Here is a 14,004-nt window from a genome sequence, read left to right as displayed (position 1 = left end):
GGCGCGGGCCGGCCCGTGGCCCCCGCCGCCCCCGCCGCCCCCGCCGCCCCCGCCGCCCCCGGCGGCAGAGGGCGCCCGCCCGCGGTGGAGCCGATGACCTCCTGCACGCAGTCGTCCTCGACGGCCAGGTCCCCGCCCGCGTTGCCGGTCAGGACGCTGTCGCGCAGCGTCAGCCGGGCCGTCCCGGTGCCCCGCACGCCCGCCGCGGCGCCGTCGCGCACCGTCAGTTCCGTCGCGTCGAGCCGGGCCGACCCGGACAGCAGGACACCGGTGCCGCCGGCGCCCGTGACCTCGCAGTTCCGGGCGGTCAGCCGCGCGTCGCCCGCCAGCGAGACGCCCTCGCGGCGCGGTCCTTCGACGGTGGTGCCGGTGAGCTCCAGCAGCGCCCGGCCCTTCGGCGCGTCCACGCCCTGCCCGCAGCCGGTCAGCAGGCCGTCGGTGATCCGCGCGGACATCGCCTGCCCGACCCGCACCCCCACGTCGGCGCCGGACAGCCGCAGGCCGGTGACCTCGCCGCGCCCCTCCTCCAGCCACAGGCCGATCTCGCTCCCCTGGATGCGCAGTTGACGCGCCGTCAGGATGCCTCCTCCGCCGAGGTACAGCCCGTAGCGGACCGCGCCGCGGCTCTCGCAGTCCGTCGCCTCGACCCTGCTGCGGGTGTTCACGGTCAGGGCGCTGACCCGGGCGTCGGCCACCGTCACGCGGGAGAGTTCCACGGTGCTGCCGTCGGTCGCCCACACCCCGCGCTCGCACCGTTCGATCGTGCAGTCGCCGATCTCGGCCTGCGACTGCTGCATCACGTCCACGCCGGACTTGTGCGCGTCGCGTACGACGGTGTCGGTCATGGTGAGCCGGGAGTCGTCGGACACGACCACCGCCGCGCTGCCGGTGCCGGTCAGGGTGCAGCCGCTGATCCGCAGCGTGGCGCTCTCCGCGCGGACGCCGTGGCCCGAGGGGTCGGTGATCGCCCCGCCGGAGATCCGCAGCGAGCCGCCCTCCTTGACCCACACGCCGTTCGTCCGGGACGCCAGCAGCTCGCAGTCCTCCAGCACCCCCGACGCCCCCGTGAGGTACACCGGCCCGGAACGCGCCGTCGACCCGCGCATCGTCACGCCGGTGCCGTGCTCGGCCCGCAGGCTCGCGCCGGTCTTCCCCAGCCCGCGCAGTTCGCAGTTCTCGACGGTCAGGCTGCCGCTGTGGCAGTGCAGCACCGTGCCCGCGTAGTTGGTCAGCGACAGGCCGCGGAAGACCACCGTGCCGGAGCAGGTGGCGGTGGTGCCCTCCGCCGCCACGATGCTGACCGGTCCGCCGACCGCCCCGAACTCGACGTCGCCGGTGACGGTCAGCGCCTCCTGGTACGTCCCGGTCTCGATCAGCACCGACAGCGGGCGTTTGCGGGTCCCTTCGAGCGCGGCGCCGATCGATCGGTAGGCGCCGCGCCTGGAGCGGGAGACGTGGACGGTGGCCGGCATGGCGCTCCTCTCGGATGACCCGAGCAGAGCAGATGCCCTTCGGGACCCCTCCCGGCCGGCGGCGCGAGGCGCGGGAGGGCGCCGCGGCCCGGACGCGACGCGGCGGGATCTGTGCCGGAGATGAGAAGTGCGCGGAAGCGTGCAAGAGTCCTTGACGCTTACCTACCTAGAAGCTAGCTTCCTTGGCCATGGCTCGGGTTGCTCGGCCGGGTCCACGACGGGATGCAGAGGACCGTTCAGCGTCAGGGCGTCGCCGCACGCGGACAGGCGGCGCGCCAGTTCACGTCCGTGCACGCCAGTTCACGTCCGTCCACGCCAGTCCACGTCAACTCACCTCCATGTCATCTCCCTTCACGCACGGCGATGCGTGAAAACCCTCGGAACGCGGTGCCCGCGCCTGGCTGACAGCCGAATGCCGACCGGCGGCCGTACGCGTCGAGCCAAGGAACGAACCGAAAGGACAAGAGCCGATGGCAACGACGGCATCAGCGATGACCGCGACAGGGCAACCCGACCCCGGACGGTGGCGGGTCCTGTCGATAGGTCTCGTCGGCGCGTTCATGGTCATGTTCGACACGAGCATGATGAACGCGATCCTCCCGACCATGCAGACCGCCCTGCACATGTCGCCGACCCAGGTGACCTGGGCGACCGCCGGATTCTCGCTGGCCGGCGCGGTGACCCTGGTGCCCGCCGGGCGGCTGGGCGACGACTTCGGCCGGCGGCGGATGTTCGTCATCGGCATGGTGCTCTTCCTGCTGGCCTCGCTGTCCTGCGCGCTGGCACCGGACGGCAGTTGGCTGGTCGGCTCCCGCTTCGCCATGGGGGTGGCCGGCAGCATCGTGATCCCGCAGGTCATCGGGCTGATGCAGCAGATGTTCACCGGCAGGGGCCGCAGCAAGGCGTTCGGCGTGTACGCCGCTATCGTGGCCATGTCCACCGCGTGGGGTCCGCTGATCGCGGGGCAGACCGTCGACGGCTTCGGCCACCACGACGGGTGGCGCTACGTCTTCCTGCTGGGCATGCCGATCAGCCTGGTCGCCCTCGTCCTCGGCTACCGGCGGCTGCCGCAGACCCCGCACAAGGGCGCGGGCCACGGCCGGGTCGACCTCGGCGGGATGGCGCTGCTGGGCCTGGCGCTCGTCGCGATCGTGCTGCCGCTCGCCGAGAACGGCGACAAGGGCGTCACCCCGCCGTGGTGGCTGTTGGGCGTGGGCGCCGTCCTGCTGGCCGCCTTCGTGCTGTGGGAGCGGGCCCTCGACCGGCGCGGCGAGCACCCGATGATCAAACCCCGGCTGCTCGTGCTGCCCAGCTTCACCTTCTCCTTCGTCACCTGCCTCTTCTTCTACGCCGCCTTCCCGCCGATCTTCATCCTGCTCCAGCTCTACTTCCAGGCCGGGTTGCACTACTCCGCCCTGCACTCCTCGCTGGGCACCGTGCTCTTCCCGGTCGGTTCGATGTCCGGGGCGCTGATCAGCGGGCGGTTGGTGCCGCGCTTCGGCCGCCGGATGATCGTGGCCGGGTGCCTGATGATGACGGCCGGACTCGCCGCGACCTCGCTGGCCTGCCTGAACTGGGACGGCGGCCACATCGTCTTCGTGCTCTCGCCCGGCCTGCTGGTCTGCGGGCTCGGCGCCGGCTTCGTCATCTCCTCCAACCAGAGCCTGGGCCTGTACGACATCCCCAGGACCGACGCGAGCACGGCCGGCGGGACCTACCAGGTGGGCGTGAAGATCGGCTCGGCGATCGGCATCCCCATCGCCACCTCGGTCTTCTTCTCCACTCTCGCCGACAACCGCGGGAACTTCGCCGACGCGGTGTCCGCGGGCCTGATGATCCCCGCCTGCATGGCGTTCGCGGCCTCGCTGGTCGCCGCGGTGGGACTGGTGCGCACCAAGCAGCGCGGCAGCCGGGAGGTCCCGGAGGGCGGCGACCGCGACCCGCACGATGTGGCGATGGCCCTGAAGGAGGCGCCGTTCGGCGGCAGGCGGGCGGCCCCGGCCGAGCGATCCCGTACGGCCGAGTCATCCCGTACGGCTGAGCCGCGCCGTAGGGCCGAGCCGCGCCGTACGGCCGAGCCACCCCGTGCCGGCGAGGACGCCACCGCCGAGACCACCCGCCGGATCAAGGACTGAGAGCACACCATGCGCATGCGGGCCTACCAACTCACGGGCTTCGACGCCCGCCCCCGGATCACCGACGTCGAACGGCCCACCCCCGGCGAGGGCGAGGTCCTGGTCGAGGTACGCACCTCCTCGGTCAACCCCCTGGACGCCAACATCGCCGCCGGACGCGCCAGACGCTACAAGCGGTACGCCTTCCCCGCCGTCCTCGGCACCGACTTCGCCGGCGTCGTGGCCGCGACCGGCCCCGGCGTCACCGGACCGGCCGTCGGGGAGCGGGTGTTCGGCCTGCTGCACGCGGACACCGTACGGTCCGGCGCGTTCGCCGAGTACGTGACCGTGCCGCAGGGGCAACTGGCCGTGATCCCGGCCGCGTTGGACGACCTGACCGCGGGCGCGCTCGGCCTGGCCGGCGTGACCGCGCTGTCCTGCCTCGACGCGGTCGGGGTGGGGAAGGCGGACACCTTGCTGGTGGTCGGGGCGAGCGGCGGGGTCGGCAGCTTCGCGACCCGGTTCGCCTCCGCCCGGGGCGTGCGCGTGGTCGCGACCGCCCGGCCCGGCGCCGAGGAACGGCACGTCCGCGCCGCGGGCGCCGCCGAGACCGTCGACTGGTCGGCCGGGGACGTCGCCGCGGCGGTACGGGACCGGCACCCGGCGGGGGTGACGGCCGTGATCGACCTGGTGGACCGGGACCCCGCCGCGTTCGCCCCGCTCGTCACGGCGACGCTGGCCGCCGGCGGCCGGGCCGCGTCCACGCTGCGCGCGGCCGACCCGCAGTCGCTGCACGGCATCCCGGCGGTGAACGTACGGCCGCGCGTCGACGCGGAGTTGCTGGATCGGCTCGCCGAGCTGGCGCAGGACGGTCCGCGGGAATCGCCGGTGACCGCCGCGTACGACTTCGACCGGATCGACGCGGCCTTCGCGGCGCTCGCCGCCGGCGCGGTGGGCAAACTGGCCGTGCGGATCAGCGGGTGACCGGCGAACCGGCGCCGCGGACGGCCCGCGTCGCGATGGTCGGGGCGGCCACGTTCGGGGTGGCCGCGGCCTGCCGTACGGGCCTCCGCGGGGGCGCGTCGCCGGGCGAAGGCGCGTGCCGGGTACGCCCGGTGGGTCGGGTCGCCGTGGGGAGGCGGCTTGGCGGCGGGGCATCCGGCGGGCGCGTCTCCCGTGCCGTCGCCGCGGGTCGGCTCCGCGTGGTGGTGACCGGCACAGGCGTCCGCGGGGTCGCCGTCGGGCGTCGGGATGGCGGCGGGACGCCCGAGCGTATCCGCCGGCTCGCCGTGGGAGGGCGGCCGCCCGGCGCATCGTCGGGCGGCGCGCGCGTCCCCCGCGTCGCCGCGCACCGCCCGTTCCGCGTGGTGTCCGCACGCGCCGGGCACCGTACCCCGCTCCACGCGGACCCGGACGACAGGTCCTGGTCCGTCCCTTCGACCAGAGAGTGCTGCCGCGATGCCCACCGTCCGTGACGCCACCTTCGACGTGCTGCGCCTGCACGGGCTCACCACGATGTTCGCCAACCCCGGCTCGACCGAGGTGCCGTTCCTGACCGACCTCCCCGAGGACCTGCACTTCGTCCTCGCGCTGCACGAGGGCTCGGTCGTCGGGGCGGCGACGGGCTGGGCGATCGCCCGCGACGAGCCGGCGCTGGTCCTGCTGCACACCACGGCCGGGCTGGGCAACGCGGTGGGCGCGCTCGCCACCGCGCGGGCCAACCGGGCCCCGCTGGTGGTCCTCGTCGGCCAGCAGGACCGCCGGCACCTGGCACAGGAGCCGTTCCTCGCCGGACGCCTGGAAGGGCTCGCCGGTGACTACCCGGTGAGCGTGGCGGTCCCGGCGCGGGCCCAGGACGTGCCGGGAGCGGTTGGCCGGGCGGTGCACGCCGCCCGTGCCGGGCGCGGCCCGGCGCTGGTCATCGTGCCGATGGACGACTGGGCGGAGCCCGCGGAGGATTTGCCCGTGCCCGCGCCCGCCGTCCTGCGCCGGGCCACCACCGCGGACCCGGCGGCGGTCGCCGAGGTCGCCGCGCTCGCGGCGCGGGCCCGCAACCCCGCGCTCGTGGTGGGGGCGGGCGCCGACAGCGCCGACACGTGGGCAGCGCTGACCGCGCTCGCCGAGCGCCTCAACTGCCCTGTCTGGCAGGAGCCGTTCGGCGCGCGGGCCGGGTTCCCGCAGGACCACCGGCTGTTCGCGGGCCACCTGCCCGCCGCCCGCGCCCGGCTGCGCGAGGCCCTGGCGCCGTACGACCTGCTGCTCGTCGTCGGCGCTCCCTTCCTGCGGCAATACCCTTACGGGCAGGGGCCGTTGGCGGGGCCCGGTACGCGGGTCGCGGTGGTCACGGACGACCCCGACGAGGCGCACCGAGCGCCGGCCGACCTGGCGGTGGTGACCCCGCTGCCCGACTTCTGCGACCGGCTCGCCCGTCGCGTCCCGCCCCGCGACGGCCGCGCGCCGGATCACGCGCCCCCGCCCACGGGGCCGCCCACGGGGGAGTTGGCGCCGCACTCCGAGCGGGAAGCGGCGAAGCCGCTGAACTCGGGGGAAGCGGTGAACGTGCCGAGTGTGCCTGACGTGCTGGACGCGCCGCGCTCGGCGGATGTGCTGAGCGTGCGGGAAGCGTTGGGTTCGCGGGGTGCGTCCACCGTGTCGGACGCGTTGAACTCGTCGGCCGGGGTGGACGTGCCGAGTGTGTCGAGCGCCTCGGGTGGGCCGAGCGTGCCTGACGCGTTGAACCCGACTACCCCGCTGATCACGCCGGCCGAGCCGACCCCGCCGGCCTCGCCCGCCGTCGCGAACTCTCCTGGCTCCGGTGGGCCGTTGCGTGCCGCGCAGGTGCTGGCTGTGTTGGCGGGGCGGCTGCCGGTCGAGACGGTGATCGTGGAGGAGACCCCGTCGTCCCGGCCCGACCTGCACGCGCTGCTGCCGGCCCGGCGACCGCTCGGCTTCCTGAGCGCGGCCATGGGCGGCCTCGGCTTCGCCATGCCCGCGGCCGTCGGGCTGCGGATGGGGCAGCCGCGCCGCCCGGTGGTGGCGGTGGTCGGCGACGGCTCGTCGCTGTACCAGATCCAGTCGTTGTGGACCGCCGCGCACTACGGTGTCGGTGTCGTCTTCGTCGTCCTCGCCAACGGGCGGTACGCGATCATGGACCGGCTCGCCGAGCAGCACGGGGGCAAGGCACCCTGGCCCGCGTTCGGCGAAGTGAGCGTCAGCGGCATGGCGGTGGCACTCGGGTGCCCCGCCCGGACGGTCACGCGGTATCCGGAACTGCTCTCGGCCCTCGACGAGATCGTGCCCACGCTGTACTCCCGTACCGAACCCGTCGTCCTCGAAGTCGTGGTCGTACCCGACCCGGAGTTCCGCCCGTGACCGCCCTTCTCCCTCCCTCTCCACCCGCACAGAAAGAGCTGTCGTGATGCCTCTTCTGCACCCCGCGACCTGGTCCGGCAACATCAACATCGGCGGCTGGACGGCCGCGTCGGGCGGCACCGGCGCCGTCACCGAGCCCGCGACCGGCGACACCCTGGAGCGGATCGGCCACGCGGACGCCGACGACGTGGCGGGTGCCGCCCGCACGGCCGCGCGGGCCCAACCGGGCTGGGCGCGGCTGCCGTACACCGAACGGGCCGCGGTGCTGCGGCGGGCCGGCGACCTGTTCCTGGCGAAGGCCGACGAGATCCAGGAGTGGCTGATCCGCGAGGGGGGCAGCGTCCGCGGCAAGGCCGCCTTCGAGACGTCCACGGCCGCCCAGGAGTGCTACGAGGCGGCGGCGCTGGCCTCGCAGCCGGCCGGCGAGGTGCTGCGGTCCGCCGAGCCGCGGCTGAGCATGGCGCGCAGGGTGCCCGCGGGGGTGGTCGGGGTGATCGCGCCGTTCAACGTCCCGCTGATCCTGGCCATCCGTTCGGTCGCTCCGGCGCTGGCGCTGGGCAACGCGGTGGTGCTCAAGCCGGACCCGCGCACCGCGGTCGGCGGCGGTGTGACGATCATGCGGGTGTTCGAGGAGGCCGGCCTCCCCGAGGGCGTGCTGGGGCTGGTTCCCGGTGGCGCGGAGGCCGGCGAGGCGCTCGTCGCCGACCCGCGGGTGCGGGTCGTCTCGTTCACCGGCTCCACCGCGGCCGGCCGCAAGGTCGGCGCGGCCGCCGCGCACCACCTCAAGCGCGCCCACCTGGAACTGGGCGGCAACTCCGCGCTGATCGTGCTGCCCGACGCCGACCTGGAGCGGGCCGCTTCCATCGCCGCCTGGGGCTCCTTCTTCCACCAGGGCCAGGTGTGCATGACCACCGGGCGCCACCTCGTCCACGAGTCGATAGCCGCCGAGTACACCGAGCGGCTGGTGGCGAAGGCCGAGCAACTGCCGGTCGGCGACCCGGCCAAGGACCCGGTCGCGCTGGGCCCGGTGATCGACGCGGGTCAGCGCGACAAGATCCACCGGATGGTGCGGGCGAGCGTCGAGGGCGGAGCCACGGTGGCGGCCGGCGGCACCTACGAGGACCTCTTCTACCGCCCGACGGTCCTGACCGGCGTCACCGACTCCTCGCCCGCCTACACCGAGGAGGTCTTCGGCCCGGTCGCGCCCGTCCGCGTCTTCGGGGACGTGGACGAGGCGGTGTCCCTGGCGACGGACGGCCCCTACGGGCTGTCGCTGGGCATCCTCACCCGCGACGTGATGCGCGGCCTGGCCCTGGCCGAGCGCATCCCCACCGGCCTGGTCCACATCAACGACCAGACCGTCAACGACGAGGCGGTCGCGCCCTTCGGCGGCGTCGCGGGCTCCGGCACCGGCGCCCGGTTCGGGGGCGCGGCCAACATCGACGCGTTCACCGAGACGCGGTGGATCACGCTGCGGGGCGAGGCGGCGCAGTACCCCTTCTGAGCCGGCCGCCGAAAGGGCCCGGCGGGAGCGGGACTTGACCGCCGGGCCGCCCGCGGGGCGATGCGCCCTGTTAGCCTTGACATCAAGCTCACAGGATGATTGGCGCCGCGGAGAGGCCAAGGATGACCATGAACCAGCCCGGCAAGATCTACCGGAAGCGGGTCGCCGACCAGATCCTGGAAGACCTCCGCGGGCAGATCCTCAGCGGGGCGCTGCCGCACGGCGCGAAACTCCCGTCCGAGCGCGACCTCGCCGCGCAGTACGGCGTCAGCGGCCCGACCATCCGCGAGGCGATCCGGGTGCTTACGGCGATGGGCCTGGTCTCGTCCAGGAACGGCAGCGGCAGCACCGTGACGGCGCAGAGCGACACGCTCATCGCCGTGTCCATCGCGGCGGTCGTGCAGTTCGGCAACATGAACGCCCGCGACGTCTTCGGGCTGCTCGCGGTGCTCAACACCTACGCGGTCCGGCTCGCGGCCGAGCGCGCCACCGACGAGGAGGTCGCCCGGCTGCGGGAAGCCGCCGAGCGCGCGGCGGACCTGGACGCCGACAGCGTCGAGGAGGCGGCGGCGAAGCTCAAGAACTACTTCCACGCGCTGGCCGAACTCTCCCACCACCCGCTGCTGATCTCGCTGTGCCGGTTCATCACCGAGGTGCAGATCGGGCTCGCCGTCGAGATGTCGGGCGGGAAGCTCGAACGGATCGCGGGCACGCTGCACCGGGCCAGGATGGACATCGTGGAGGCGGTGGAGCGGCGCGACGCGGACGCCGCGGCGGAGCTGGTGGAGGAGTACCACCAGCGGGTGGTGGACCGTATCCAGAAGTCCCGGCGCGGCGACGAGATGACCTCCTCCGACCCGCGGTTCTCCCAGCTGATGGCGTCCTTGCTGACCAGCGGCGGGGAGCCGGAGGAGAGGTGACCCGCGGGCGGATCGGGGGGCGGACCGCAGCCTCGGGCGTGAGCCCTCACTCACGTGCGTGAGCACTCCCGCGCGTGCGCCCTCACTCCCGGGCGAGCCGCCCGTAGCGCCCGGCGACCCGCAGGTCTGCCGTGATCCGCTCCGCCGCCTGCCGCAGTGGCGGCAGCAGGTCGGTCGTGGCCTGCTCGGCGGTGCCGCCGGCGGCGTGCATGGAGACGTTCACTGCGGCCACGACGCGCCCGGCGCGGTCGCGTACGGGTACCGCGATCGACCGCAGGCCCTCCTCCAACTCCTCGTCCACGAGCGCGTACCGCTCCCGTTCGACCAGGTCGAGGACGGTCGCGAGCCGGTCCGCCGAGGTGACGGTGTGCCGGGTGAGCGGCTTGAGGTCCGCGCCCGCCAGCCGCCGCGCCCGCTCGGCCGCGGGCAGCCCGGACAGCAGCACCCGGCCCATCGAGGTGGCGTACGCGGGGAATCGGGTGCCGACCGTGATGTTGACGCTCATGATCCGCACGGTGGGGACGCGGGCGACGTACTGGATGTCGTCGCCGGACAGGACGGCCATCGACGCGGACTCGCGGACCTGCCCGACGAGCGCGACCAGGTGCGGCTGGGCGATCTGGGGGAGGGCGAGGTGGGACAGGTGCGCGAAGCCCAGTTCCAGGACGCGCGGGGTCGGCCGGAAGAGCCGTCCGTCGTGGGCGACGTAGCCGAGGTGCTCCAGGGTGATCAGTGAGCGCCGGGCGGTGGCCCGGGCCAGGCCGGTGGCCTCGGCGACGGCCGTCAGCGGCAGCGCGGCGCGGGGGCCGCGGTCGAAGGCGGTCAGTACGGTGAGCCCGCGCGCCAGGGACTCCACGAACTCCGGGCCCAGTTCCTGCTTGGAGGCGCGGGTCCAGGCGGCCGGGGCCGGGCTTTCCGGGGCCGGGCCGTCCGGTGCCGGGCCGTCCGGCGGGGGAGCGGCAGGCTCGGCAGGTCCGCCGCGCACGGCCTGTTCGGCCTGTTCGGCGGGCCCACCGGACGCGGCATTGCCGCTGAGCGCACCGGCCTCGGTACCTTCGCTGAGCGCATCCGCCTTGGTACCTTCGCTGAGCGCACCCGCTTCGGCATCGCCGCTGAGCGCACCCGCCTTGGCATCGCCGCTGAGCGCACCCGCCTCGGTACTTTTGCTTAGCCCACCCGCCTCGGTACCTTCGCCGGCCTCGGCCGTACCGGACAGCGCGGCCTCCATCGCGGCGACCGTCGTACGCAACCGGGGCAGCACCGCCTTGCCCAGGGACCGCGCGCTGTGCCTGCTGGTGTGGCTGACCACGCTCACGGCGCACACCGCGCGGCCGCTCCCGTCCCGTACCGGCATCGCGATCGCGACCAGGCCGGGCTCGATCAGCTGGTCGTCCACCGACCAGCCCTGCCGCCGCGCGTCGGCGGCGCGCCGGTCGAAGGAACCGGCCGCGTCGGCGGCGGGGTACGGCGGCACCGCGGGGAAGCGGCTGCCGGCCGGGTCGGCGGCGCGACCCCGGCGCCACCGCTCCCAGTCCGCGCCGGTCCACTCGGCGGCGAACAGCGCGCCCGGCGCGCCGCACTCCGCGGGGAGCAGGTCGCCGATCCGGAAGACCAGCGACATGGCCCGGCGCCGGGTGGCCTGGGCGACGAAGCGCACCCCGTCCCGGTCGGGGACGGCGAGGGACACCGACTCGTCGAGCCGGTCGGCGAGGGCGTCGGCGAGCGGGCCGAGCCGGTCCGGCAGCCCGCAGGCCGACAGGTAGGCGTTGCCCAGTTCCATCAGGCGCGGGGCGAGGACGGCGTCCCGGCCCTCGACGCGCAGGTATCCGGTCCTGGCGAGGGTGCTGACCACCCGGTCGACGGTGGAGCGGGCCAGGCCGGTGTCCCGGACCAGGTCGCCCACCGAGCGCCGGCCGTCGGTCGCGCCGAGCACGCGGAGCACCGCGAGCCCGCGGATGAGCGGGCCGACGGCCTCCGCGGGTGGCGGAGCCGGCTCGGCGGTGGCGGTGGGACGGGGCATCGGCGGGCTCCACGAGGGACGTCGGGACGGGGGTCGGGACGGTACGGGCGGGGGCGGGTGCCGAGGGGATTTCGCGGCGCGGGTCTCCTGGCACGAGGCCGCACGAGGCCGCACCAAGCCGCACCGGGCCGTACCAAGCCGCGCGAAGCCGTTGACAGGGCGGACCCCTCCGGATCACACTCGGGCGGCAAAATTGATGAACTTAAGTTCACCTGGCGAACAGGCTACTGGGGAGAACGCGGATGGACAAGGTGGTCGCCTCGGCCGACGAGGCCGTGTCCGACGTCGAGGACGGAGCGTCGCTCGCGGTCGGCGGCTTCGGTCTCAGCGGCGTCCCGAACACGCTGATCGCGGCCGTGCACGCCAAGGGCGTCGGCGGCCTGAGCGTGGTGTCGAACAACTGCGGCGCCATGGACTCCGGCCTCGCCGTACTGCTCGCCGCCGGCCGGATCAGCGCCGTCACCGGCAGCTACATCGGCGGCAACAAGGAGTTCGCCCGCCAGTACCTCGGCGGCGAGCTGGAGTTGGAGCTGATCCCGCAGGGCACGCTCGCCGAGCGGCTGCGCGCCGGCGGCTGCGGCATACCCGCCTTCTTCACCCCGGCCGGCGTCGGCACCCAGGTCGCCGACGGCGGACTGCCCTGGCGCTACGACGGCCACGGCGGCGTCGCGCTGGCCTCCCCGCCCAAGGAGGTGCGCGAGTTCGACGGCACCGCCTACGTCCTGGAGCGCGCCATCACCACCGACTTCGCCCTCGTCCGGGCCGCCAAGGGCGACCGGCACGGCAACCTGGTCTTCAACAAGTCCAGCCGCAACTTCAACCCGCTCGCCGCCATGGCCGGCCGGATCACCGTCGCCGAGGTCGAGGAGCTGGTCGAACCCGGCGAGATCGACCCGGACCACGTCCATCTGCCCGGCATCTTCGTCCAGCGCGTGGTGGCGCTCACCCGCGCGCAGGCCGCCGACAAGAAGATCGAGAAGGTCACCGTCACGCCCGGGCAGGTGCGGGTCTGATGCCGTGGACGCGAGACGAGATGGCCGCCCGGGCCGCCCGGGAGCTGCGCGACGGCGAGTACGTCAACCTCGGCATCGGCCTGCCCACCCTGATCCCCAACCACCTCCCCGACGGTGTCCACGTGGTGCTGGAGTCGGAGAACGGCATCCTCGGCACCGGCCCGTTCCCGTACGAGGACGAGCTGGACCCCGACCTGATCAACGCCGGCAAGGAGACCGTCACGGTGCTGCCCGGCGCCTCCTTCTTCGACTCGGCGCTGTCCTTCGGCATGATCCGCGGCGGCCACATCGACACCGCGGTGCTGGGTGCCATGCAGGTCTCCGCGACCGGCGACCTCGCCAACTGGGCCATCCCCGGCACGCTGGTCACCGGCATCGGCGGCGCCATGGACCTGGTGCACGGCGCCCGCCGGGTCATCGTCACCATGACCCACACCGCCAGGGACGGCAGCCCCAAGATCCTGGACCGCTGCGCACTGCCGCTCACCGGCCGGGCCTGCGTCGACCGGATCATCACCGACCTGGGCGTCCTGGACGTCACCGACGACGGCCTGCTGCTGGTCGAGACCGCGCCCGGCGCCACCGTCGAGGAGATCGAGCGGAAGACGGCCGCCGCGATCCGGATCGCCGACGGGATCACCCGATGAGCACCTTCCCGCGTGACGTCTACGTCGTGGACGCCGTCCGCACCCCCGTCGGCCGGTACGGCGGCGCGCTGGCGGCGGTCCGCCCCGACGACCTGGCCGCGCACGCCATCCGCGAACTGCTGGCGCGCACCCCCGCACTCGACCCGGCCCTGATCGGCGACGTCTACCTCGGCAACGCCAACGGCGCGGGCGAGGAGAACCGCAACGTCGGCCGGATGGCCGGGCTGCTGGCCGGGCTCCCGGTCACCGTCCCCGGCGTCACCGTCAACCGGCTGTGCGCCTCCGGCCTCGAAGCCGTCGTCCAGGCCGCCCGGGCCTGGCAGCAGGGCCTGTTCGACGACGAGACGGTCCCGGTGCCCGTACCGCGGCGCAAGGGCGCACCGGTCGTCGTCGACCGCGACGAGTCCGTGCGGGCGGACGCCTCGGCGGAGGCGATGGCCGCGCTCAAGCCGTCCTTCCGCGCCGAGGAGGGCACCGTCACCGCCGGCAACGCCTCCCCGCTCAACGACGGCGCCGCCGCCCTGCTCCTCGTCGACGAGGACGGGCTCAAGGCCACCGGCCGCGAGCCGCTCGCCCGTATCCGCGCCACCGGCGTGTCCGCCGTGGCGCCGCACTACTTCGGCCTCGCCCCCGTCGAAGCCGTCAACCGCGCGCTGGCCCGCGCCGGCCGGACCTTCGACGACCTCACCACCCTGGAGCTCAACGAAGCCTTCGCCGCCCAGGTGCTCGGCTGCGTCGCCGAATGGCCCGCGTTCGACCCCGCGATCCTCAACCCGCGCGGCGGCGCGCTCGCGATCGGCCACCCGCTGGGCGCCTCGGGCGCCCGGCTCGCCGGGTCCGTCGCCCATCAGTTGAAGGCGGCGGGCTCCGGCACCGGCGTGGCCGCCCTCTGTATCGGCGTCGGCCAGGGCCTCGCCCTCGTCCTGGAAAGGTAGGAGCGTC

Annotated in this window: 10 protein-coding genes; 8 read left to right on the top strand and 2 right to left on the bottom strand. The window is 74.5% G+C overall.

What is annotated here, in order from left to right; all coding sequences use genetic code 11:
- The coding region (locus tag AB0399_RS29240) for a right-handed parallel beta-helix repeat-containing protein (protein ID WP_366413390.1) at positions 1–1,472 on the bottom strand (1,472 nt) is incomplete at its 3' end.
- A gap of 470 nt (positions 1,473–1,942) precedes the next feature.
- Between AB0399_RS29240 and AB0399_RS29235 the strand changes: the two genes are divergently transcribed.
- The 5 genes from AB0399_RS29235 (at position 1,943) to AB0399_RS29215 (ending at position 9,382) form a co-directional block, all read left to right on the top strand.
- Positions 1,943–3,607: an MFS transporter gene (locus AB0399_RS29235; RefSeq protein WP_366413389.1), complete on the top strand. Its 1,665-nt coding sequence runs from the start codon at positions 1,943–1,945 to the stop codon at positions 3,605–3,607.
- Positions 3,608–3,616: 9 nt separating this feature from the next.
- Complete coding sequence (locus AB0399_RS29230; RefSeq protein WP_366413388.1) at positions 3,617–4,570, top strand: NADP-dependent oxidoreductase; 954 nt, start codon at positions 3,617–3,619, stop codon at positions 4,568–4,570.
- Positions 4,571–5,044: 474 nt separating this feature from the next.
- Positions 5,045–6,958, top strand: coding sequence for a thiamine pyrophosphate-dependent enzyme (locus tag AB0399_RS29225; RefSeq protein ID WP_366413387.1), 1,914 nt, complete (start codon positions 5,045–5,047; stop codon positions 6,956–6,958).
- A gap of 46 nt (positions 6,959–7,004) precedes the next feature.
- On the top strand, positions 7,005–8,462 hold the full coding sequence (locus AB0399_RS29220) for a benzaldehyde dehydrogenase (RefSeq protein ID WP_366413386.1): 1,458 nt from the start codon (positions 7,005–7,007) through the stop codon (positions 8,460–8,462).
- A 122-nt stretch (positions 8,463–8,584) separates the two neighbouring features.
- Positions 8,585–9,382, top strand: coding sequence for a FadR/GntR family transcriptional regulator (locus tag AB0399_RS29215; protein ID WP_366413385.1), 798 nt, complete (start codon positions 8,585–8,587; stop codon positions 9,380–9,382).
- Between the two features lie 82 nt (positions 9,383–9,464).
- Here the strand turns inward: AB0399_RS29215 and AB0399_RS29210 are convergent, their stop codons facing one another.
- A complete protein-coding gene (locus AB0399_RS29210; RefSeq protein WP_366413384.1) occupies positions 9,465–11,402 on the bottom strand; it encodes an IclR family transcriptional regulator C-terminal domain-containing protein in 1,938 nt (645 codons plus the stop codon).
- 242 nt (positions 11,403–11,644) lie between these two features.
- Between AB0399_RS29210 and AB0399_RS29205 the strand changes: the two genes are divergently transcribed.
- Genes AB0399_RS29205 through AB0399_RS29195 form a run of 3 tightly spaced genes read left to right on the top strand, consistent with a single transcriptional unit; the run spans position 11,645 to position 13,997 of the window.
- Positions 11,645–12,415 (top strand): CoA transferase subunit A, encoded by a 771-nt coding sequence (locus tag AB0399_RS29205; protein ID WP_329372321.1) that lies wholly within the window; start codon positions 11,645–11,647, stop codon positions 12,413–12,415.
- Positions 12,415–13,062 carry a CoA transferase subunit B gene (locus AB0399_RS29200; protein ID WP_329372323.1) on the top strand — a complete coding sequence of 216 codons (648 nt, stop codon included), beginning with the start codon at positions 12,415–12,417 and terminating at the stop codon, positions 13,060–13,062. Before AB0399_RS29205 ends, AB0399_RS29200 begins: the two co-directional genes overlap by 1 nt.
- On the top strand, positions 13,059–13,997 hold the full coding sequence (locus tag AB0399_RS29195; RefSeq protein WP_366413383.1) for a thiolase family protein: 939 nt from the start codon (positions 13,059–13,061) through the stop codon (positions 13,995–13,997). The genes AB0399_RS29200 and AB0399_RS29195 overlap by 4 nt, the downstream gene beginning before the upstream one ends.
- Positions 13,998–14,004 lie beyond the last annotated feature (7 nt).

It is taken from the genome of Streptomyces sp. NPDC088194 (assembly GCF_040702025.1).
In the GTDB taxonomy this organism is placed as follows: domain Bacteria; phylum Actinomycetota; class Actinomycetes; order Streptomycetales; family Streptomycetaceae; genus Actinacidiphila.
The sequence above is the reverse complement of the archived record's forward strand: the minus strand, read 5'-3'. Positions and strand labels throughout refer to the sequence as shown.

What these genes read in the sequence shown, in the direction of transcription:
- AB0399_RS29200 (WP_329372323.1), top strand. Translation starts at nt 12,415, where the DNA reads ATGCCGTGGACGCGAGACGAGATGGCCGCCCGGGCCGCCCGGGAGCTG.
- AB0399_RS29225 (WP_366413387.1), top strand. Translation starts at nt 5,045, where the DNA reads ATGCCCACCGTCCGTGACGCCACCTTCGACGTGCTGCGCCTGCACGGG.
- AB0399_RS29230 (WP_366413388.1), top strand. Translation starts at nt 3,617, where the DNA reads ATGCGCATGCGGGCCTACCAACTCACGGGCTTCGACGCCCGCCCCCGG.
- AB0399_RS29205 (WP_329372321.1), top strand. Translation starts at nt 11,645, where the DNA reads ATGGACAAGGTGGTCGCCTCGGCCGACGAGGCCGTGTCCGACGTCGAG.
- AB0399_RS29235 (WP_366413389.1), top strand. Translation starts at nt 1,943, where the DNA reads ATGGCAACGACGGCATCAGCGATGACCGCGACAGGGCAACCCGACCCC.
- AB0399_RS29210 (WP_366413384.1), bottom strand. Translation starts at nt 11,402, where the DNA reads ATGCCCCGTCCCACCGCCACCGCCGAGCCGGCTCCGCCACCCGCGGAG.
- AB0399_RS29215 (WP_366413385.1), top strand. Translation starts at nt 8,585, where the DNA reads ATGACCATGAACCAGCCCGGCAAGATCTACCGGAAGCGGGTCGCCGAC.
- AB0399_RS29195 (WP_366413383.1), top strand. Translation starts at nt 13,059, where the DNA reads ATGAGCACCTTCCCGCGTGACGTCTACGTCGTGGACGCCGTCCGCACC.
- AB0399_RS29220 (WP_366413386.1), top strand. Translation starts at nt 7,005, where the DNA reads ATGCCTCTTCTGCACCCCGCGACCTGGTCCGGCAACATCAACATCGGC.